The 18,569-nt window shown below is 60.8% G+C and carries 13 protein-coding genes and 1 pseudogene; 11 read left to right on the forward strand and 3 right to left on the reverse strand.

Annotation, left to right across the window (positions count from 1 at the left end):
• Window positions 1-2: 2 nt before the first annotated feature.
• The 9 genes and pseudogenes from R4P64_RS29020 (at window position 3) to R4P64_RS29060 (ending at window position 13,029) form a co-directional block, all read left to right on the forward strand.
• Entirely contained in the window at window positions 3-2,135 is a 2,133-nt protein-coding gene (locus tag R4P64_RS29020; RefSeq protein ID WP_317823620.1) for an acetate--CoA ligase family protein, read from the forward strand.
• Window positions 2,132-4,177 carry a 3-hydroxyacyl-CoA dehydrogenase NAD-binding domain-containing protein gene (locus R4P64_RS29025; protein ID WP_317823621.1) on the forward strand — a complete coding sequence of 682 codons (2,046 nt, stop codon included), beginning with the start codon at window positions 2,132-2,134 and terminating at the stop codon, window positions 4,175-4,177. The genes R4P64_RS29020 and R4P64_RS29025 overlap by 4 nt, the downstream gene beginning before the upstream one ends.
• Before the next feature lie 160 nt (window positions 4,178-4,337).
• Window positions 4,338-4,847, forward strand: coding sequence for a hypothetical protein (locus R4P64_RS29030; RefSeq protein WP_317823622.1), 510 nt, complete (start codon window positions 4,338-4,340; stop codon window positions 4,845-4,847).
• Window positions 4,757-5,168: pseudogene (gene tnpA / locus R4P64_RS29035) on the forward strand (IS200/IS605 family transposase); the annotation flags it as partial. The gene R4P64_RS29030 and the pseudogene tnpA, both read left to right, overlap by 91 nt.
• Before the next feature lie 204 nt (window positions 5,169-5,372).
• Window positions 5,373-6,407: a hypothetical protein gene (locus tag R4P64_RS29040; protein WP_317823623.1), complete on the forward strand. Its 1,035-nt coding sequence runs from the start codon at window positions 5,373-5,375 to the stop codon at window positions 6,405-6,407.
• A 556-nt stretch (window positions 6,408-6,963) separates the two neighbouring features.
• Window positions 6,964-7,476 carry a hypothetical protein gene (locus tag R4P64_RS29045; RefSeq protein ID WP_317823624.1) on the forward strand — a complete coding sequence of 171 codons (513 nt, stop codon included), beginning with the start codon at window positions 6,964-6,966 and terminating at the stop codon, window positions 7,474-7,476.
• Entirely contained in the window at window positions 7,469-8,932 is a 1,464-nt protein-coding gene (locus R4P64_RS29050) for a multicopper oxidase family protein (protein WP_317823625.1), read from the forward strand. The genes R4P64_RS29045 and R4P64_RS29050 overlap by 8 nt, the downstream gene beginning before the upstream one ends.
• The gene (locus R4P64_RS29055; RefSeq protein ID WP_317823626.1) at window positions 8,929-9,204 is read left to right on the forward strand and encodes a hypothetical protein; all 276 of its coding nucleotides are present in this window, start codon (window positions 8,929-8,931) and stop codon (window positions 9,202-9,204) included. Before R4P64_RS29050 ends, R4P64_RS29055 begins: the two co-directional genes overlap by 4 nt.
• Before the next feature lie 309 nt (window positions 9,205-9,513).
• Window positions 9,514-13,029: an ATP-binding protein gene (locus tag R4P64_RS29060; protein WP_317823627.1), complete on the forward strand. Its 3,516-nt coding sequence runs from the start codon at window positions 9,514-9,516 to the stop codon at window positions 13,027-13,029.
• Between the two features lie 903 nt (window positions 13,030-13,932).
• Here R4P64_RS29060 and R4P64_RS29065 read toward each other — a convergent pair.
• Window positions 13,933-14,136 (reverse strand): cold-shock protein, encoded by a 204-nt coding sequence (locus R4P64_RS29065; protein WP_317823628.1) that lies wholly within the window; start codon window positions 14,134-14,136, stop codon window positions 13,933-13,935.
• A gap of 606 nt (window positions 14,137-14,742) precedes the next feature.
• Between R4P64_RS29065 and R4P64_RS29070 the strand changes: the two genes are divergently transcribed.
• The gene (locus R4P64_RS29070) at window positions 14,743-14,991 is read left to right on the forward strand and encodes a hypothetical protein (RefSeq protein WP_317823629.1); all 249 of its coding nucleotides are present in this window, start codon (window positions 14,743-14,745) and stop codon (window positions 14,989-14,991) included.
• A gap of 272 nt (window positions 14,992-15,263) precedes the next feature.
• Entirely contained in the window at window positions 15,264-15,530 is a 267-nt protein-coding gene (locus R4P64_RS29075; RefSeq protein ID WP_317823630.1) for a hypothetical protein, read from the forward strand.
• Between the two features lie 66 nt (window positions 15,531-15,596).
• On the opposite strand, the gene R4P64_RS29080 is transcribed toward R4P64_RS29075, so the two are convergent.
• Together R4P64_RS29080 and R4P64_RS29085 are read right to left on the reverse strand one after the other, a co-directional pair.
• Complete coding sequence (locus R4P64_RS29080) at window positions 15,597-15,929, reverse strand: cupin domain-containing protein (RefSeq protein WP_317823631.1); 333 nt, start codon at window positions 15,927-15,929, stop codon at window positions 15,597-15,599.
• A gap of 511 nt (window positions 15,930-16,440) precedes the next feature.
• Entirely contained in the window at window positions 16,441-17,619 is a 1,179-nt protein-coding gene (locus R4P64_RS29085) for an alkane 1-monooxygenase (protein WP_317823632.1), read from the reverse strand.
• Between the last annotated feature and the right edge of the window lie 950 nt (window positions 17,620-18,569).

Here is an 18,569-nt window from a genome sequence, read left to right on the forward strand (position 1 = left end):
CCATGACCATCGATCACCTCACCGCCCCAGCCGTACGGGACTTGTCCCACGCAATCCTGGCGCCATCGTCCATCGCACTGGTCGGAGCCTCCGACGACCCCGGCAAGACAACCGGCCGCCCGCTGCGCTTCTTACGAGCCAGCGGCTACGCCGGCCGGATCTACCCGGTCAACCCTCGCCGGGACATCGTGCAAGGCGAAAAAGCCTGGCCATCCCTGACCGACCTTCCCGAGGTCCCCGAGCACGTGTTCATCATGACGGGATCCGACACCGCAGTCGCAGCGGTAGAAGAATGTGGACGCCTCGGGGTCACCGTGGCCACCGTGCTGGCCAGCGGCTTCAGCGAGAGCGGGCCTGCCGGGGCGGAACGCGAACGACGCCTCATCGAGACCGCCCGCACCTGCGGCGTTCGCCTGATCGGCCCGAGCAGCCTCGGTGTCGCCAACCCCAACAACGGCCTGGTCTTGACCGCGAATGCGGCCTTCGCCGAGAAGGACCTACCCGGCGGCTCCACCTTCGTCGCGTCCCAGTCCGGTTCGATGATCGGAGCACTGGCCTCGCGAGGCAAGGCCCGCGGCATCGGTTTCGCCGGCTTGGTCTCCACCGGCGGCGAATGCGACCTCTCCGTCGGCGAACTGTGCACCGCGACACTCGACGATCCCGCAGTAACGAGTTACCTACTGTTCCTCGAAAACCTTCGCGGCGCGGACGAACTACGAGACTTTGCCCGCGGAGCTGCCGAACGCGGCAAGCCGGTAACGGTCTACAAGCTGGGGCGCTCCGACGCCGCTGCCGAACTCGCCGTCTCACACACCGGAGCACTCGCCGGCGCCGACGACGTCGCCGCAGAGTTCTTCGCCGACAACGCAATTGCCCGTGTTGATACCGTCGAAGGACTCCTCGAATGCGCCGCCCTAGCTGCGCGTCTACCCATTCGGCCGGCCGGTTCTCCGCCGCCCCGTGTCGGTGTCGTCACCACCACCGGCGGCGGTGCCGCGATGGTCGTCGACCAGCTCGGCGTCCGAGGTATCGACGTGCAGCGGGCATCGGACGAGACGTTCGCAGAGCTCGCACGCCGAGGTGTCGACGCGTCCCCCGCCCGAATCGTCGACGTGACGCTGGCCGGCACCAAGTACGAAGTGATGAGCCAGGCACTGGACGTTCTGCTCAGCAGCGGAGAATTCGATCTGCTCATCGCGGTGATCGGTTCGTCCGCGCGATTCAACCCGGAACTGGCGTTGCGTGCGCTCATCGACAGCAAGGACGCCCCCACCCCGCTCGCCGCATTCATCGTGCCGGACGCCCCCGATGCGCTGACATTGCTCGCGGACAAGAACATTCCGGCGTTCCGCACCCCCGAGGCGTGTGCCGACGTGGTTGCTGCGACGTTCCGGCGCCGTACCCCACACACAACTCCCCCGCTCGCAGCCCGGCCTGACGAGAACTCCCCGTCCCGAATCCTCGACGAGGTCGAGGCCTACGGCTTCCTCGATACACTGTCGATCCCGCATGCCCCGGCGTTGGTTCTCGATGTCCTCGAAGACCCCGTGATCGACACCCTGCCCTTCCCGTACCCGGTCGTCGCCAAAGTGCTCGATTCGAGAATTGCCCACAAATCCGATGTCGGTGGCGTCGTGCTCCATATCGCCAACGAACAGCAATTACGCGACGCTGTGGCGCGGATCGTGCAGTCCGTAGCGGAACACCGTCCCGATGTGCAGGTGCAACGAATCCTGGTTCAGCCTATGGTCTCGGGTCTCGGAGAAGTTCTGGTCGGCTACCGGGTCGACCCGGACGCCGGTCCGATCGTCATGCTTGCCGCCGGTGGTGAACTGGCGGAAATCCATCGCGACAGGAGCATCCGGACCGCCCCGGCCTCTCGCGAAGCAGCCGTGGAAATGACCGAAGAGGTTGCGGCACTGGAGCTTTACCGCGGATTCCGTGGTCGCGACCACGGTGACGTCGACGCAATCGTCGATACGATCGTTGCGCTGTCGTCCATCGCCGAACGCCCCGGCCCCGCCGTCTTCGAAGCCGAGGTCAATCCGTTGCTGATCAACAAGACCGGTCACGGCGTGTGCGCAGTGGACGCGCTTGTCCGTATTGCTATTGCCGAGGGGCAGGAACACGCATGACGATCTGCACCAGCCTTCTCGACGGCGACGTCGTGGTGGTCACCATCGACAATCCCCCGGTCAATGCAGGCTCACATGCTGTTCGCAGCGGGCTCCTTGCCGAACTCGCCAAAGCTCGAGACATCGACGGTCTACGAGGCGTGGTCATCACCGGGTCCGGAGCGAACTTTTACTCCGGTTCCGACATCAGAGAATTCGACGGCCCCTTAGCCGAACCGCAACTGCCCGCGGTCATTAGAGAAATCGAATCACTGCCGGTGCCGGTAGTCGCGGCAATCAGTGGTCTCGCGCTGGGTGGCGGCTTCGAGTTGGCGTTAGGTTGTGATCTCCGGATCGCCGACCGCACCGCTGTCGTCGGTTTGCCCGAAGTAGGGCTGGGCATCATTCCCGGCGCAGGTGGAACGGTCCGATTGCCGCGCCTTGTCGGTGCAACCAGCGCTTTGGAACTGATCGGTACCGCAGCCAGAATCAAAGCCGATCAAGCCCACGAGCTCGGCATTCTCGACGCCCTCGTCGATGACAACCTGGTCGAACACGCGATCGCCGCCGCCCGCGCCGGTTCGAAGCGAATTCTCCGGGAACTATCTGTGCCGGAACCTGATCGGGATGCACTCGCTGCCATGTCCGCACACGTGACGAAGAAGGGCAAAAGTCGACCACATATCCTCGAGGCGATCGACGCCGTTCACCGTGCGACAACCGAACCCGGCGATGTGGCGCTGACTGCGGAACGGGAGGTTTTCACCCGACTGCGTGAGTCGGAAGAGGCTGCCTCCCTGCGCTATCTGTTTTTCGCCGAGAGGGCCGCAGCGAAGGCACTACGCTCGACCGCGCAGGCTCGTCCTGTGAACCGGGTGACTGTTGTGGGTGCTGGCACGATGGGCGCTTCGATTGCAGCTGCACTGGTGCTCGCAGGTTTTCGCACCACGGTCACCGATACCAATATCGACGCGCTGGAGCGGACCGTTCAGACCGTTGCTGCAGCAACAGCGAAGGCCGGACGCACGGAGCAGGAACCGTCGCTGTTCACCACGACGACTCTCATCGAGGCACTGATCAACGCCGATCTGGTGATCGATGCGGTATTCGAGGATCTCGACGTCAAACGCACACTATTCCGTGCGCTCGACGAACATGCGCCTGCCGCGGCAATCCTGGCCAGCAACACCTCGTACCTGGATCTTGACGACATCGGATCCGTCGTCGCCGATCCATCCAGAGTCGTCGGGCTGCACTTCTTCAACCCCGCCCATCTCAACCGCCTGGTGGAGGTAGTGGAAACCGCGAAAACCTCACCCGAGGTCATCGCGGCGCTGTCGACGGTAGTTCGACGTCTCGGCAAAACCGGTATCCGCGCACGCGTCGGCGAAGGATTCGTCGCCAATCGCATCTACGCCGCATACCGAGCACAATGCGAATTCCTCGTAGAGGACGGATGCAGTCCCGAACAGATCGACCGAGCATTGACCGACTTCGGATTCGCGATGGGGCCATTCGCGGTGGCAGACATGTCAGGTCTGGACATCGCATGGTCACGTCGCAAACGTCTCGCGCCGAACCGCGACCCGCAGCAAAGATACGTCAGGATCCCCGATCTCCTCTGTGAAGAAGGCCGACTCGGACGCAAGACCGGTGCCGGTTGGTACAAGTACCCGGACGGCAGCAGCAAAGGGCTCCCCGATCCCAAGGTCGAGGCACTGATCGATGCCGAGCGGACACGAAAAGCCATCACGGCAAAGCAATTCGACGACGAGACGATCGTCCGACGCGTCATCGCTTCCATGGTCAGCGAAACCGTAGGGGTACTCTCCGACGGCGTCGCCGCGCGTGCAACCGACATCGACCTGGCACTGGTAAATGGTTTCGCATTCCCCCGCCAGCACGGCGGACCATTGCGGTATGCATCGCATCGCCAACCTGACTGGTTAGCAACAGGACTGCAAGAAGTCTACGAATCGTGCCCGGTGACATACCGCGCGGCGCACTCCCCGACCGCGGGGGCACAACCGGCCCACGTCATCAAGATACTCGACTCGCTGTAACTACAGCAGGAAAAACATTGGGGCGAGGCGATATCGCCTCGCCCCAATGTTTTTCCACCCACGGTTCCGAGTGCGGTGGCTTCGACCTCAAGCGCGTAGTACGGCGCGGTGTCGACCGGCCCCAGCACGCTCGACTGCGAGCTCTTTGAGCACGGGCCGAATGATCTTCGCCAGGGGCCCGACCACGATGGAACGCGGACGTTCGGCGTTGTCCTTCTTCGCCACGATCGTCGAAAGGTTGCGCAGCATTCGGCCGGAACCCGATCGCGGTACCAGCGACTGCGGCATGCCGGCTCGGCCCCGGAAGACCGTAATTTCCGTTCATCAGATTCGCGGTTCGGGGGGCGTCGGCATCAACAACCTTCGCAACACCTACAACGACGGTTGCACCGACAATCCTCGCGACTTCACCATCGGATACATCGCAACCCTGCAACGGCCGCCGCAACCGCAGCTTCATCGACTGCGCCAGCCCGGCAACCTCGTAGGCGACGGCGTTGCACACCACCAACGTCGACTCCAATGCCGCGAACTGTTCGGGCGTGGGTACAAGTTCGACCATGACAATCCGTTTCACCTCGCACCCACCACCACTCTCCCGCTCGCGCTACAGTCACATTTGCTCTTGCCACCAAATATCGGCGAGGGGCTTTCACCGACCCGATGCTGACGCGGTGCGAAACGATCACGGCAGAGGTGCGCAACAAGTTCGGGGCAACACTCACCGAGCTCAACGGCGAATCCGATCACGTGCCCCTGCTCATTCACTATCCGCAGACCGTTCAGCTCTCCACGTTGGTCAACAGCCGCAAAGGGGTCTCGGCCCGATACTTGCAGCAAGAGTTTCCCGAACATATCCGCACGTACCTGTGGGGCAACCATTCCTGTGGGGCAACCATTTTTGTCGCCGTCGTATCTTGTTGCGTCCGCAGATGAGGCACCGTTGTCGAGCATCGCCGAGTACATCACCAATCAGCAGCGACCCGACCCACCAGCATCACCGACGGCCCGAAAAGACCGGGACACCGATCAGCTTCCTCCCGGCCCTGAACGGCCAAGATGGCGCTGATAGCTCAGTTGACGCACATCGCGTTCGCGTTCTCTGACCCAATTGCAAAATATAGGCACTCTCTCTCTATCTTCAGTCGCAACGACGCCATCCGGCGCTCGCCCCACATCGATCGAGGAACACTTCATGAAGCGATTCGGTACCAGAATCAGCGCGCGAGCCGGGCTATCGGTAACAGCAGCGACCATCCTGATGCTCGGATTGTCGGCCGGCCCAGCGACAGCAGAGCCGGCACCCCCGACGTCCGGCTTGAGCCGATCCTTCGAAATCCAGAACTTGACCCAGAATGCAGCCTTCTTCGCCGGATTGAACGGTGGGGACAGCTTGTCGGGAGGACCCGGCGTCGGCTCGGTACTGCAGCCCGGTCAGTCCGCCAGTTTCTCCGCATCCTCGTATGTGTTCACCGACGGCGATGTCTACCCGGTCTACAAGGCGTGGCCCGACAACGACCCGAACGTCCCCCACACCGGCGAACCTCCCTACCGTTACGACTTCCACTTCCACCAATCTCCGCTGGGCGCAACGTCATACTTGGCCTGCGCCGCATCGGTCGAGTGCACGACAATCGACGATCGTATCGGTCAGCTCCTCGACAGCCCGGGAACAAATCTCACTTTCGGACCCGGTGACGGACAGAAGCAAGCTCAAACCCTGCTATCTCTGTGCGCGGACACTCGAATCAGCAGCTGCGGCTTCTCGCCGACAAGCCACGAAGTCACCTTCAGCGAGAACCACCAGGTGTACACCGCGATCAACAACGCAACCACATCGCCCGTTACATCGTCGATCAACGTGAACTACAGCCAGACGGAGTCCTCGAACATCGCCATCGCGGGCAAGGTCTCGGCGAAGCTGGGTTCGATCATCAACGCCGAAGTATCGGGGTCGATCGGCCGCACCTGGTCGCAGACAGTCGGATACTCACAGCAGGTCAATACCACCATTCCGCCTCAGCGATCGGTCACGTTCCTCGCAAAAGAGAGGGTGGACCGCGTGCACGGCGACTTCACCATCAAGATCGGGAACACCACGTGGAACTTGCCCGGCATCTATCTGGATACACCGATTGCGAACACCGCCGTGATCACACCACAGGAAGGTCCGCTGCTCACGCCGGCGCCCGGTTCGTCAGCTCCGAACTTCGGTTCGTCCAGCTTCTGAGAATTCGCTCGCAGCCGCAGTCACCACCACTGCGACTTCGGGCGCCGGAACTGGCACGTTGGCCGATGCCGGCCGCGGCGACGCACACGGGGAGGGAGGGCTCGGTGACGACGCACCAGAGCCTAATGGTCCAGCTTTCCGCGTCGAGTCCGCGGTAGCGCCTCTCCCATCAGCACTTGCACGGGAGGGTTCGCGTTCGGCAGGCAGGCGCGCGGGTGTCCCAGATCTCAGCCATCGACGGCGAATCCGCATCCAGCACCACTGCCACCGCAGGTGCCTCTCCCATCCCTGGCGTCAGGTAGCGCAACCGCCGCCTCCTCGGCCCACTCGGCATCGCGGCGAGCGCCGATTCGATTGGGCCGCGCTCGACGTTCAGTCCTGCGCGTATCAAGGTCTCGCTTTCTCGACCGAACAGCCAGGGCGATTGCCCGGCGCCGTATATGCAGAATAGTTGCACTCTTCCGCGACACTGAAAGCCGTTCCGGGGCGGCGACTTCGCTTCTTCCGCACTTGCTGAACCGCATCAGCTTCCTACCCGACGAAGTGGACTCGATCGATGCCTACTCCTGCGCGCAAAGCCACCGACATGCGCCGCCTACGCAGGTCTACGACTGCAATTGCAGTTCTACTCGCGCTGAGCGGATGCGCAGCCACCGACGATAGTCGTGACGGACTTCAACCGATACCGACGCGGACGACTCCAGCCTCCACGGCCACTCAGGCATCGTCACCAGAGGCAAGCGACGTGGTCACGGTTACCGATTTCACCATCCTCCCGACGTTCGGTTGCCTGGAAGCTGTACCGGCCCGATCGATCGTGACCGTGGGCTGGAGCGCGTCGGCAGCCACCGAGGTATCGCTCTCACTCGACGGACAAGTGCTACCGGTCGGCATCCAGAATGAACTGCCATATCAAGTCCCTGCCGGAGGCCCCACCGGCATCGGAGCAGCAGTCGTATTCGCTTGTGACGGCCAGACCCAACATACGATCGATGTCACCTGGACCGGACACCCGCTTGCGGCCACCACCCGCACCGTCACCATCGTCAAGGAGCCAGGCAATGGCTAAAGCCAGACCTCTCACCTACCCGATCACCCGACGGCGTTTTTTCACCGGAGCGGCCGCGCTCGCCGGACTTCCACTGCTCTCGACGCCGATGCTGACCGCCTGCGCATCCCGCAGCGATGCAGCACACGACTCGATGTGGTTCGAACCCAGCGTGCGAACGAGCGAAAACGGTTTACTCCGAACACAACTGCGGGTCGCCGACGGGGACGTCGCACTGGGCGGCGGTCGCGTCCGTGCCGTGACCTACGAAGGCACCTACCCCGGCCCGACACTGGACGTACGGACGGGTGACCGCATCGAGGTATCGCTGATCAACGACATCGCAGAACCGACAAATCTCCACACCCACGGCTGGCATGTCTCGCCCCGGCAACCGAGTGATGACGTACTGATGGCCGTGGAACCGGGCACGACATTCGACTACGCTTACGATCTGCCGCCAAACCATTCCTCCGGAACCTACTGGTATCACTCCCATCAGCACACCCTCAGCGACACACAGGTATTCGGCGGACTGTTCGGAGCCCTGATCGTTCGCGGAGAACTCGACGACATACCCGGAGTCCACGGACGACCAGAGCGTCTACTCGTGCTGAGTCAGACGGAAATCGCCGACGGCGAAATGGTCCCCGGCGACAAAAGCTCGAACAACCTGCAGCAAACCCTCGTCAACGGAACTTTCCAACCGACGACCGAGATCGCGCCGGGAGAAATTCAGCGCTGGCGCATCATCAACGCCAGCTCACTTTTCCTGCGGCTCCAACTCGACGAACACCCCATGCATATTATCGCCATCGACGGCGACGCACTCACCTCTGTCGCGGCACGCGACATCGTCGAAATCGTTCCCGGAGGGCGAGTCGATGCGCTGGTCGAAGGTGCCAATACTGGTACCTACCAACTTCGTTCGCTCAGTTGGGAGCAATATGGACCCTTCTACTCATCGATGGTCCCGGCACCGATGCCGTTGCTGAATCTGGTTACCCGAGGCAACCTGCAGAACCCGGACCCCTTACCCGACGCGCTGCTACCCTTCGACGACCTCCGAGACGCCGTCATCGACCGCAGACGCGAATTCGTCTTCGAGGAGATGGAACCGCGAGGCACCGGCGACATCGAGCACTTCATGTACTACATCAACGGCACCACGTTCGACCACCACGTGGTGAACGAAACGATGACGCTCGGAGACACCGAAGAGTGGCATTTCGTCAACCGCACCTACGAGCCGCACCCGGTACACATCCACGTCAACGACTTTCAAGTCGTCGCAGTCAACGGTGAACCCGTCGACGAGCAGCACTACCGGGACACCGCAATGCTTCCCCCATTCGGCACCCTCACTATCCGACACCGGTTCGAAGACTTCACCGGCCAATTCGTCATGCACTGTCACATCCTCTTCCACGAGGACCACGGCATGATGCAGCTTCTCGAAGTGGTCGACAAGCAATGACGTCGCAAAAGCAGCGACGCTCACGGAGCCGCGCACAGACGGCACTTCAGATCCTGGCCGGCCTGCCTCTCGGTCTGATCACTGCCTGGGGATTGTTGCAAGCACTCCCCATTCAATCCGGTATCGCCGTGTGTGCGACTTCCGCCGCGATCACTCTGGTGGCGGCTTCTGTTGTTGGCGCGCGTTTTCGGGCTGCTCGGCCCGGCGCGTACAGTTTCGCCGTCTCCGCAACAGTCCTCAATGCACTTGTCGCAGTAGTTGTTGCGCTCTAAAACCACAGCCACCGCGCAGCCAAAGCTACACGTCTTCGACCCGTTCCCTCCCTTGCCATGCAGCTAACGTAGTGTCCGAGAGCCTTCCCATCGCGTAGATCAACCAACTTCACCCGCCTACGCTTCGTTACCCCAAGCTTGTGCCCATTCCGAGCCGGGCAGAGGCTCCCGACCACCAATACTGCCACCGCCCCAGCACCATGAGGATCCAAAGCACGCAGCTCGAAAATACTCGAAAAAAGTTGAGCTCACTTCGGTGACGAAGAATCACTCGCACGGTGCGGCCGCCAATATGATTACATTCATCCCATGACCGAATTGGGCGCTATCACCGTTCAGGTGATCGGTGACATTTCGATCAAATGTGGCCCCCGCACCGTGGACCCTCGAACGATCGGAGGCCCACGTTGCGTGGAAATACTTGCCTACCTCACGCTCCACCGATACCGAGACGTCGCCCTAGACGAATTGGCCTCGATCATCTGGCCGCACACACGCCCGAAATCGTGGAACGCAACAATACGGACCGTGATCTCGCGAGTGCGCGACACACTGGAAGCCGCTTCCATCCCCGGGGACAGCGTGCGCTCACGGCTCGGGTACGTGCAGTTCGTACTACCGGATTCGGTAGCAGTCGATCTGGAAACCATCCGAACACATTGCCAAAACAAAGACATACCGACTTCGATCCGCGCCGACCATGCCCACGACGCGCACAAAGCCCTCGCCAGACCGGTCTTGCGCGGAGTGACAGGCTCCTGGGCGGACGACGTCCGGACGGAATGCGAGAGATTACGCATCCAAGCGCTGGACATCGATGCCACCGCCTCGATCGAGGTAGGTGCCTACGATCGCGCCGTCCACTGCGCAGAGGCATTGATCAGCATCGACCCGCTTCGTGAACGCGCATATCGCCACGCAATGCGCGGATACCTCGGCCTGGGAGACCGAGCGCAGGCACTCGACCTGGCCACACGATGCCGACAAGCATTGTCCGACAACCTCGGCGTCGCCCCCTCACCCGAAACCGAACAACTATTCCTCACTGCACTGCGTCAAGACACCAAAAGGAATCCTGCGCAACCGAACTCCCGCACGAGCAGCAGCCCACCAAGACCACACAGAACGCCCATCGGTCGCGAGATGGAACTCGACACCATCACCCGCGCATGGGAAGAAGCTGCGCTCGGAATCGGCCAATGCGTGGTCATCACCGGCGACGCAGGAACCGGCAAGACCACCCTCGTAACCGAGGCACTCAAGCGAGCACAACACGGACACCTCGACATTCTCTTCGGCAGCTGCAGCGAGGATGCCATCATCGCGTTCGAACCGTTCGCCGAAGCCGCCTCGCGAGAACTCGATGCAATGGGAGTCGCCCGGGCCAGACAGTGGTTGACGGAAAACGGCTCCGAAATTTTACGGCTGATTCCGGGCGCCGCGAACCGATACGGCGATCTCGCACCTGCCGACACCCGCGGTGACGACCGAGCACTGATAGTCACCGCTGTCCACCACTGGCTCACAGCAGCATCGCGGTCAGCACCGACGATCATCGTCATCGACGATCTGCAGTGGGCGTCGAGCACCACCCATGCACTCCTCCGCTACCTCATGCAAGCCAGCTCGACAAGCACCCTGTGCATCGTCATCACCGCACGGACCCAATCACTGAACGATCCGGAACTGAACAAGACCCTCAACACCGCAACACGACGGGGAAACGTACACCGAATTGCGTTGACCGAGTTCGATATCGCGGACGTACGGCAACTCGTCCACGCCTATCGGTCTTCACTCGACCCTGTCGCACTGCATCGCCGCACCCACGGACACCCACTTTTCCTGACCTCGATCCTCGAAAACCCCCAAGGCGACGACGATTCAGCGCCGGCGTCCATCCTCGAGTTCATCCGCAGCACGGAACACGGACTCGGTACAACAGCACAGTCATTGCTACGGCTCTGCGCGGTGATCGGTAGCTCGATATCTCACGATGTCCTTCGCATGACAGCCCAAAATATCGACGAGATCGAATTTTCCGATGCTCTCGACGAACTCGTGCACGCGCATCTGGTCAATCAAGACGACGATTCGGACCGACCTGCCCCGTGGAACGCGAAACTCATCCACCCACCCGCGCAAACACACGACGCGATCACATTGCGGCATCCACTGGTGCAGGAAGTGGTGTACTCCAGTATCGCTCCCGGCCGCCGGGCAGCTACGCATTCCCTAGTCGGTCACGCTCTTGCCCAATGGCGCGCACCCAATAGCCTCGATAATTCTGCGCGCCTGGCATATCACTTCAGCCGAGGCCTCTTCTCCGATCGACCACATGCACGCACCTACGCGCACCTCGCTGGTGACCACGCATTCAATCTCGGGGCCTACGAAGATGCACTCGCACACTACAATCACGCCCTCACCCTGAGCCCACCTGAGGAGAACACCCCACAGCAGTGTCGCCTACTGATCGGACTCGGCCGCGCCCGCCGGGCTACCCGGGATCCAAATGCTCGCGTCATAGCGTTGTCCGCGTTGACTATGGCGAATCGCCTGGGCGACCCCACCCTACAGATCGAGGCCGTCTTAGCCAGCGAACGCCACGGAATGATGTTCGTCCAGCAATACTCCGCCGACATCGAACGGGTCAACGTTATCGATGCCATGTGCAAAGCGATGGTACAAACGGGCCGGGACCTAACGGCGGAATATGCAATCCTGTTGACACAGTTGGTAATAGAACACGCGTGGGAAGACGAGTCACGCGAAAGTGGCAACCTGATTGCCCGCGCCGCCGGTATAGCCCGAGACCTCGGCGACGGCCCGCTCCTCGCGCGTGTGAGCGTCGCGGCACTAATCGGACTACGAACACCCCACAGCAGCAAACTCACCGAAACCGCACTGACCGATCTCAACAACCTGGTCAGCGTACGAGCACCGATACTGCGCGACGTGACTACCGCTGTCTGGCTCTCGCGCGCACGCCTCGAATCCGGTGACCTGACAGGTGCCGCAACAACTCTCGACACCCTCACTGATGCCCACATCAACGGAAATCCCGAACTCGATTGGTTGGTAAACTACGGCCGTCTCGGTCTCGATCTCGCCGCAGGACGTCTGCTCGAGTGTGAAGCACGCCTGAAACGAATTCGGGCGATCCCACCCTCTCCCACCGACAAAAATTACTATGGCCGACTCCTCCCTGCAGTGACCGCGTTCGGAACCTTACGAGGGAACCTGCAAGAAGTCGTCGACCAATCGTCGATGATGCGCGCAAATTTTGATAACAACCCCACCCTTCGCCCCGCATTGGCAGTAGCACTGATCGACGTCGGTGCCCGCGACGAGGCAGCGGACCTACTCTCCTGGTACACGCCAGAACGCCTGGGCGACATTCCGATCGACCCGATGTGGTTGTCCACACTCACATTAATCGGCCGAGCAGCTGCGCAGCTGTCAGCAGCACCGCTGTGCAAACAGATCTACCACTATCTGAGCAGCCACGCCGAGAGCACCGTGTTGACGTGGGCCAGCATCTACGGTGTCGTACACCATCATCTTGCACACTTGACAATGGGGTTCGGAGACCTCACGCGGGCCAGCTCCCACATTGCCGACGCTCTCACCGCACACTCCGAAAGTAACTTTGCAGGATGGGAAGCCGAATCTGGTTACCTGTCACTGCTCATCGCGTCCCTCGAGACCGGCACAGTTGATGAGACGCTCGCTGCGAAGGTCCGCGGCAATGCTACGAACATCGGAGCAACAGCCGTCGTCCGCCGTATCGATCTACTGCCACAGTCAAGCCCCCAGTTATGAACTTGCTCAACACATGTCACATGCGCAATCCAAATCTTCCCTTCACCACAATTTCGGTCCCATTGCATCCACGTCCGTTGCGAAGAGCATTAAGCAGCAGAATTTTTCATCAACTCAGTACCGATCGACCGATCCAGCGATACATAGGAAGAAACACTCCCTCACAGCGCGGTTTCACAATCGGTATACAAGCTGAAGATATTTCGAGCGACGATGCTCGACCGAAGCCAACACCTCGCGGTGTTCCACCCGGTAGCTACCGAACTCGTCGATGGCGATAGTCCGCGGCACTCGTGCGCAACCTGCGGAAGAACCATCTCGCGGCGTCGCAGTGCTTGCAGGCCTGGGACAGCACTTCGAGCGCATCGCCATCCGCTAGAGACAATACCGCGCACCATTGGACGCCGAAAAACGTTGACACGCAACGTATCGCCACGTCGAGCCGACGACGACACACCTGGTGGGCGTAGACCTGCCCGACCTGACGCAGCTATGTTCCCGGTCGCAGGACTCCGCCGTGACTCCCGCGATTTTCCGGGCGTAACTATCCCAAGCCGAGCACCGAACTTTCTTAGAACACAGGTCTACCGCAGAAAACCTTGACTGCCCAAAGCCAACCGGACGCTGTCACGATCATGGCCTCACGTAATTAGAAGATGCGCCAACTGGACGCGCGGTGACTCTGGAACTATCTGGCTAAAGGATTCCCAGCAGCATCTTGCACGGCAGGGGTTTCTGGCCAGATTCCGGTGGACAACTGCTCGGCTGTCGCGCCCGGAACAGATTCCAGGACAGCGGTTTCGGTCTCACACAGGCGATCGTTAAGCCCACTGGCATCGGGACGACACCCAGGGTACAGAAAAGGGCCGCACCCTTGCGAGCACGACCCTCTTGTGGTCCTAACTAGACAGTGCGCACATCGGTGGCCTGAGGACCCTTCTGGCCCTGGCCAACCTCGAACTCCACACGCTGGTTCTCGTCGAGCGACTTGTAACCGCTGCCCGAGATCTCAGAAAAATGAACGAACACATCCGGTGTTCCGTCGTCCGGAGCAATGAAACCAAAGCCCTTTTCGCCGTTGAACCACTTCACGATGCCCTGCGCCATACAAACTCCCTACAAAATCGATCCGGATTTCACATCGAAATCCCGATCTCGATGCCTATATCCTCTCACGCCAGGAAAATCTCGGTCGCTGCGGAGTGTAGCTACGCATCGTTCAACTCAAATATTGAGTGCGCGCAAGTCGGCCTCGTTCTGTCCGGTTTTTCGAGGTCGAGACAATCCTGAGATGAGCTAGAGTGCCGACCCCGGGGTCGAAGTGAAACCCAACCCCGACAACAGGCAGGTCGGCACCGTTTCCCTTCCGAACGGGGACTCGGCGTATCGCTACAAGAGCAGCGGCGAGCTGACCCCCTTGAAGAAACCGGAATCGTCGAGCTTAATGAATGCTCCTACCTGCTACCAGTTCCTCAGCGACGCGGAGATGTCGCATTGCCTTACGCCACCTTCGCCCAGTTTGCGAGTGACTCCGAGCAGTGGCGGGCACACAAGCCTGGACCGTCCGTAGCCGATTTACGACGTCATGAGGAGCATCACGGCTCGGCTCGACTCGACTCGTTCGGACGGACCATCGCCGAACTACGAACGCTCCCAACCGGATCAACGCTTACCTGGATGTCGAGCAGTCCAAAGAACTATCGGCGCCAGCCTATGACCGATTCGAACACTCAACGCGATGATCCCGTTGCGGTGGGTTCCCGGGTCAAGGTGATTTCGTCCTCTGGATCGCGGTCCAGTGACACCGCGTCCCGGTTCGGTGTCGTGCTCGAGGACTACGCCGATGCCGTCATCGACAATTCTGATCTGGGCCGGGACTGGGCACCGGTACAACGGTGGGCGATCGCCCTCGACGACGGACGCTTGGTCTCCGCCGCCGACGGCGGCCTCGAACTCGCTTGATAACTTTCGTCGTCTCTCATCGACGAGAATCACAGCCAGAAGCGTTGTACATGCATCATCAGCACAAATACCCCGCCGCCTGAGGCGACCACATGATGCAGCACCTGTGCCCTCTCCGCTTGCGGCTATCGAACACCCAGATTTACGACTTCCACGACTTGGTCGAATCCATCGCACGTACCACCACATTTAGCCGCACATTATTTTGCGCAAACTTGCCCGTGCAGGGATGCGCGTCGTCTTGCGCGCACTACCCTGCCAGTCTGCAATCCATGACTCGGAGAACACGCATCGTCCGCGCAACCACAGCGGGTGGTTTCGCCGCCGACGTATGTACGACAGCAGCATTCACGACCGCATTCAGCGTCGACAGCCGTACTGATGCCACCGCCAAGGCGAAGGCGTGGGTCAGTCCGCACTTGGATGGAGCGCTTACCTATATCCGCCATGGCACGCAACCCAGAGCAGGTGAAGGAACTCAACTGGTAGCTGGGCGGCTACGTACGGACAACCGCGCGCTACTGAGGGCAGTCATGTAAGCCCAGTGTGTATACGTGGTCCACCGAGAAATCGAAAAACAAATGAAGAGAAATTGCCGGCAGCATTCAGGGAAGCTTCGCCACGGTCATGAGTACTACCGAGTCTTCGATCGACTCCAAAGAATGCAGTGATTGCGGCACTACGAGCAGATCACCACGCCGACCTTCCCACGAGACGTCCCCCGCCCGCAGTCGAACACGACCGAGGATTACCTGCACCGTCGCCTCACCGGGATTCTCATGTTCGCTCAGTTCCTGGCCCGCTGCCAAAGCGATAAGAGTCTGACGAAGGACGTGTTCGTGACCCCCGTACACGGTGTGCGCGGCCCGTCCGCTCGTGGCCGATGCCGCCTTTTCGAGTTGTTCGCGGGCGAGGGCTTCCAACGAGCGTTTCATCATGAGGCGTCCTTTATTCGGTATGTGGCTCATTGCGACTGTACGAGCAACTGGGCTCAGGACGTGGGGCAGCTAGGATTCCTCAAGCCTGAAGTACAATTCCTCGGCCGGGTGTCGATCCGCACGGCAGCCGAACTCTCTGCCACAAACTCAAAATTCAGCGATAGCTACGTCGCTGATGCACATCTTCAAAAACTCCAACGGTCACGCAAACAATCTGGTTGACCGCTGTCCTAGGACGTCCCGAATCAGGCCCGCGGTGCGGGATAGCCAACCGAAACCGGCGTCCTACCAAGGGGAATCAGCGAATAGTGCGCGACAGGTGCGCTATCACCACTGAAACCGCACTGCGATTGTCCAAGGCGTGCAACAACTGCGCACATTTTCAGTGTCACACTCGATGACTTCGGCGACACACTCGTGCTGGATTACGTCTCGACGATGCACGTGCTACCGGCCACCGCGTCATTGCCGGCCATGTCGTCATGTCGTTCAGGACACGTCAGGCGCCGCCCTACCGCTGGTCTCGCGCGAGCGCAGTTCTCGCCCGAGTGCTGCGCGGTGCTCGGGTATTGATGCGGGTGAGGTCGTGGTTGTAGTAGGCCAAGACACGACGGTCCATGAGCCGCCTCCACAGCGGCGGTATCCACGCGCAGACGATCATCACCGCGTACCCTGCCGGCAACTGAGGAGCCGCCGCGTTGCCACGCAGTGACTGGTACCTCAGTCGCGAATTCGCATGATGGTCGCTGTGACGTTGCAGTTGGAAGAGGAACAGATTGCTCACGAGGTGGTCACTGTTCCAACTGTCCTCCGGTCGAACTTTCACGAAGCTGCCGTCGGGCCTGCGGTTGCGCAGCAGTCCGTAGTGCTCGAGGTAGTTCGCGGCCTCCAGGAACGAGACTCCGGCGAAGGCCTGCAGAAGCAGCCACGGCGCGATCTCCCACCCGAATACTGCGATCAACCCACCGAACACGGCGAGGCTCATTGCCCACGTCTGGACAACCGCGTTTCCAGGGTTCCATGCGCTTTTCCCACGCCGGCGCAGGCGCGCCGTTTCGATCCGCCATCCCGACTTCAGCCCACCGACGACACTGCGCGGCAAGAACGCCCAGAATGATTCACCGAACCGGGCACTGGCCGGATCGCCCGGTGTCGCCACCCGGACATGATGTCCGTGATTGTGTTCGACAAAGAAATGACCGTAGAACGATTGCGCGAGAACAATTTTCGCCAACCAGCGCTCGACGGTGTCATTCTTGTGGCCGAGCTCGTGCGCGGCGTTGATGCCGACACCGGCGACGACGCCGACAGTCATCGCGAGGGCGATCTTCTCACCCGTGGCCATGGGGGCGTTCACCCAGCACCAGCATGCGAAGATCAATCCGGCGTACTGCAGCGGCAAGAAAAGGTATGTGCACCAACGATAATATCGGTCTTTCTGTAGTAGTGGGATGACATCGTCGGGTGGGCTCTGGCCGTCTTCACCGGCAAGAAGATCGACGATCGGAATGACCAAAACCAGAATCCATGCCCCTGTCGCCCAGAACAAACCCAAGGTCAGATGTTCAACGAGAAACCAGGACAGGAACGGGCTCAGTGGAATCAGTAGACCCAACGGCCACCAGTACCGTTTCCGGTCCCGCCAGAGGGGCAGGTTGGCAGTCTCGGATGCAGCGGTCGTGGGGGTCATCGAGATGATCCGAACATGTACAACACTATGGTAGAACTCCGGCCGTTAGACGAACATATAACCTGTGTATCCCATTCCGCCGCAATAAGTTACATGTGCATCGAGTTGCAGGTGGTATTTGAAGGACCGAAACTGCAGTGCGTGCGCATTCGCGGGCGGTTTTCAGTTACCCTGCGATAGGGCGCCGCCGTTACGATACCGTCGCCGAGATTTCAGAAGCCGTGAATGACGTTGCGGCAGAGCCTTGATCCGCGATACCAGTTTTCCGGGCCTGTGGAGGTTGGGCCGACCGCAGTAGCAGTAAGTCTACTTGTCGTTGATGGACATACATTCACATTTGGTGACCGACGTCATAACGGATGGCGTCAGGAAGCCCCTGGAACCGCCGCGACGGAATCAGAGTCTCCGCAGCCAGGTCTTGGCGGGAACACCGCACCGACAGCCGACGTCGAGGAGGACTGACTGCGGTCATGACGTGGGCCCGCTAACGCTGGCGGCCACCTGTCGAACCGGGCGCCTTGAGAATGAGACCCGCAACGTCGAACTGGTTCAGTGTTGCGCACTACACAAGGCGCAGTTCGATGCGCGCCCACCAGGGACACCTAACGACACGACGGCTACCAGCTATCGGATGCGCGCTCACCTGTCCAGGGCGATGTCGACGAGGACACAAGATAACGGCCCCAAGAAGCCGACCGGTCGCCGGCATCGCAGCAATACGATGCGTCAGGAGTCTCCCCAGTCAACGGGTTCTTCACCCGTCGCCACGAGCTGCACCTAAAATCAATCACCCTGTGCACCCTGTGGGTGCAGGGCCTCGTTCATGCTCTCCACCCCACGCGCATGCACCGACAGGTCCGCCCGCGCGGACCGCATCGCGGCACTGCGACTGCGCGACCTCGACTCCAACATCTCAGAGTGCCCATCCGAGCTCGACACTGCCCCGTCAC

It is taken from the genome of Rhodococcus sp. IEGM 1366, assembly GCF_033142425.1.
GTDB lineage: Bacteria > Actinomycetota > Actinomycetes > Mycobacteriales > Mycobacteriaceae > Rhodococcus_F > Rhodococcus_F globerula.

Coding starts and splice junctions, on each gene's coding strand:
- R4P64_RS29020 (WP_317823620.1), top strand. CDS start 3: ATGACCATCGATCACCTCACCGCCCCAGCCGTACGGGACTTGTCCCAC.
- R4P64_RS29025 (WP_317823621.1), top strand. CDS start 2,132: ATGACGATCTGCACCAGCCTTCTCGACGGCGACGTCGTGGTGGTCACC.
- R4P64_RS29030 (WP_317823622.1), top strand. CDS start 4,338: ATGATCTTCGCCAGGGGCCCGACCACGATGGAACGCGGACGTTCGGCG.
- R4P64_RS29040 (WP_317823623.1), top strand. CDS start 5,373: ATGAAGCGATTCGGTACCAGAATCAGCGCGCGAGCCGGGCTATCGGTA.
- R4P64_RS29045 (WP_317823624.1), top strand. CDS start 6,964: ATGCCTACTCCTGCGCGCAAAGCCACCGACATGCGCCGCCTACGCAGG.
- R4P64_RS29050 (WP_317823625.1), top strand. CDS start 7,469: ATGGCTAAAGCCAGACCTCTCACCTACCCGATCACCCGACGGCGTTTT.
- R4P64_RS29055 (WP_317823626.1), top strand. CDS start 8,929: ATGACGTCGCAAAAGCAGCGACGCTCACGGAGCCGCGCACAGACGGCA.
- R4P64_RS29060 (WP_317823627.1), top strand. CDS start 9,514: ATGACCGAATTGGGCGCTATCACCGTTCAGGTGATCGGTGACATTTCG.
- R4P64_RS29065 (WP_317823628.1), bottom strand. CDS start 14,136: ATGGCGCAGGGCATCGTGAAGTGGTTCAACGGCGAAAAGGGCTTTGGT.
- R4P64_RS29070 (WP_317823629.1), top strand. CDS start 14,743: ATGACCGATTCGAACACTCAACGCGATGATCCCGTTGCGGTGGGTTCC.
- R4P64_RS29075 (WP_317823630.1), top strand. CDS start 15,264: ATGACTCGGAGAACACGCATCGTCCGCGCAACCACAGCGGGTGGTTTC.
- R4P64_RS29080 (WP_317823631.1), bottom strand. CDS start 15,929: ATGATGAAACGCTCGTTGGAAGCCCTCGCCCGCGAACAACTCGAAAAG.
- R4P64_RS29085 (WP_317823632.1), bottom strand. CDS start 17,619: ATGACCCCCACGACCGCTGCATCCGAGACTGCCAACCTGCCCCTCTGG.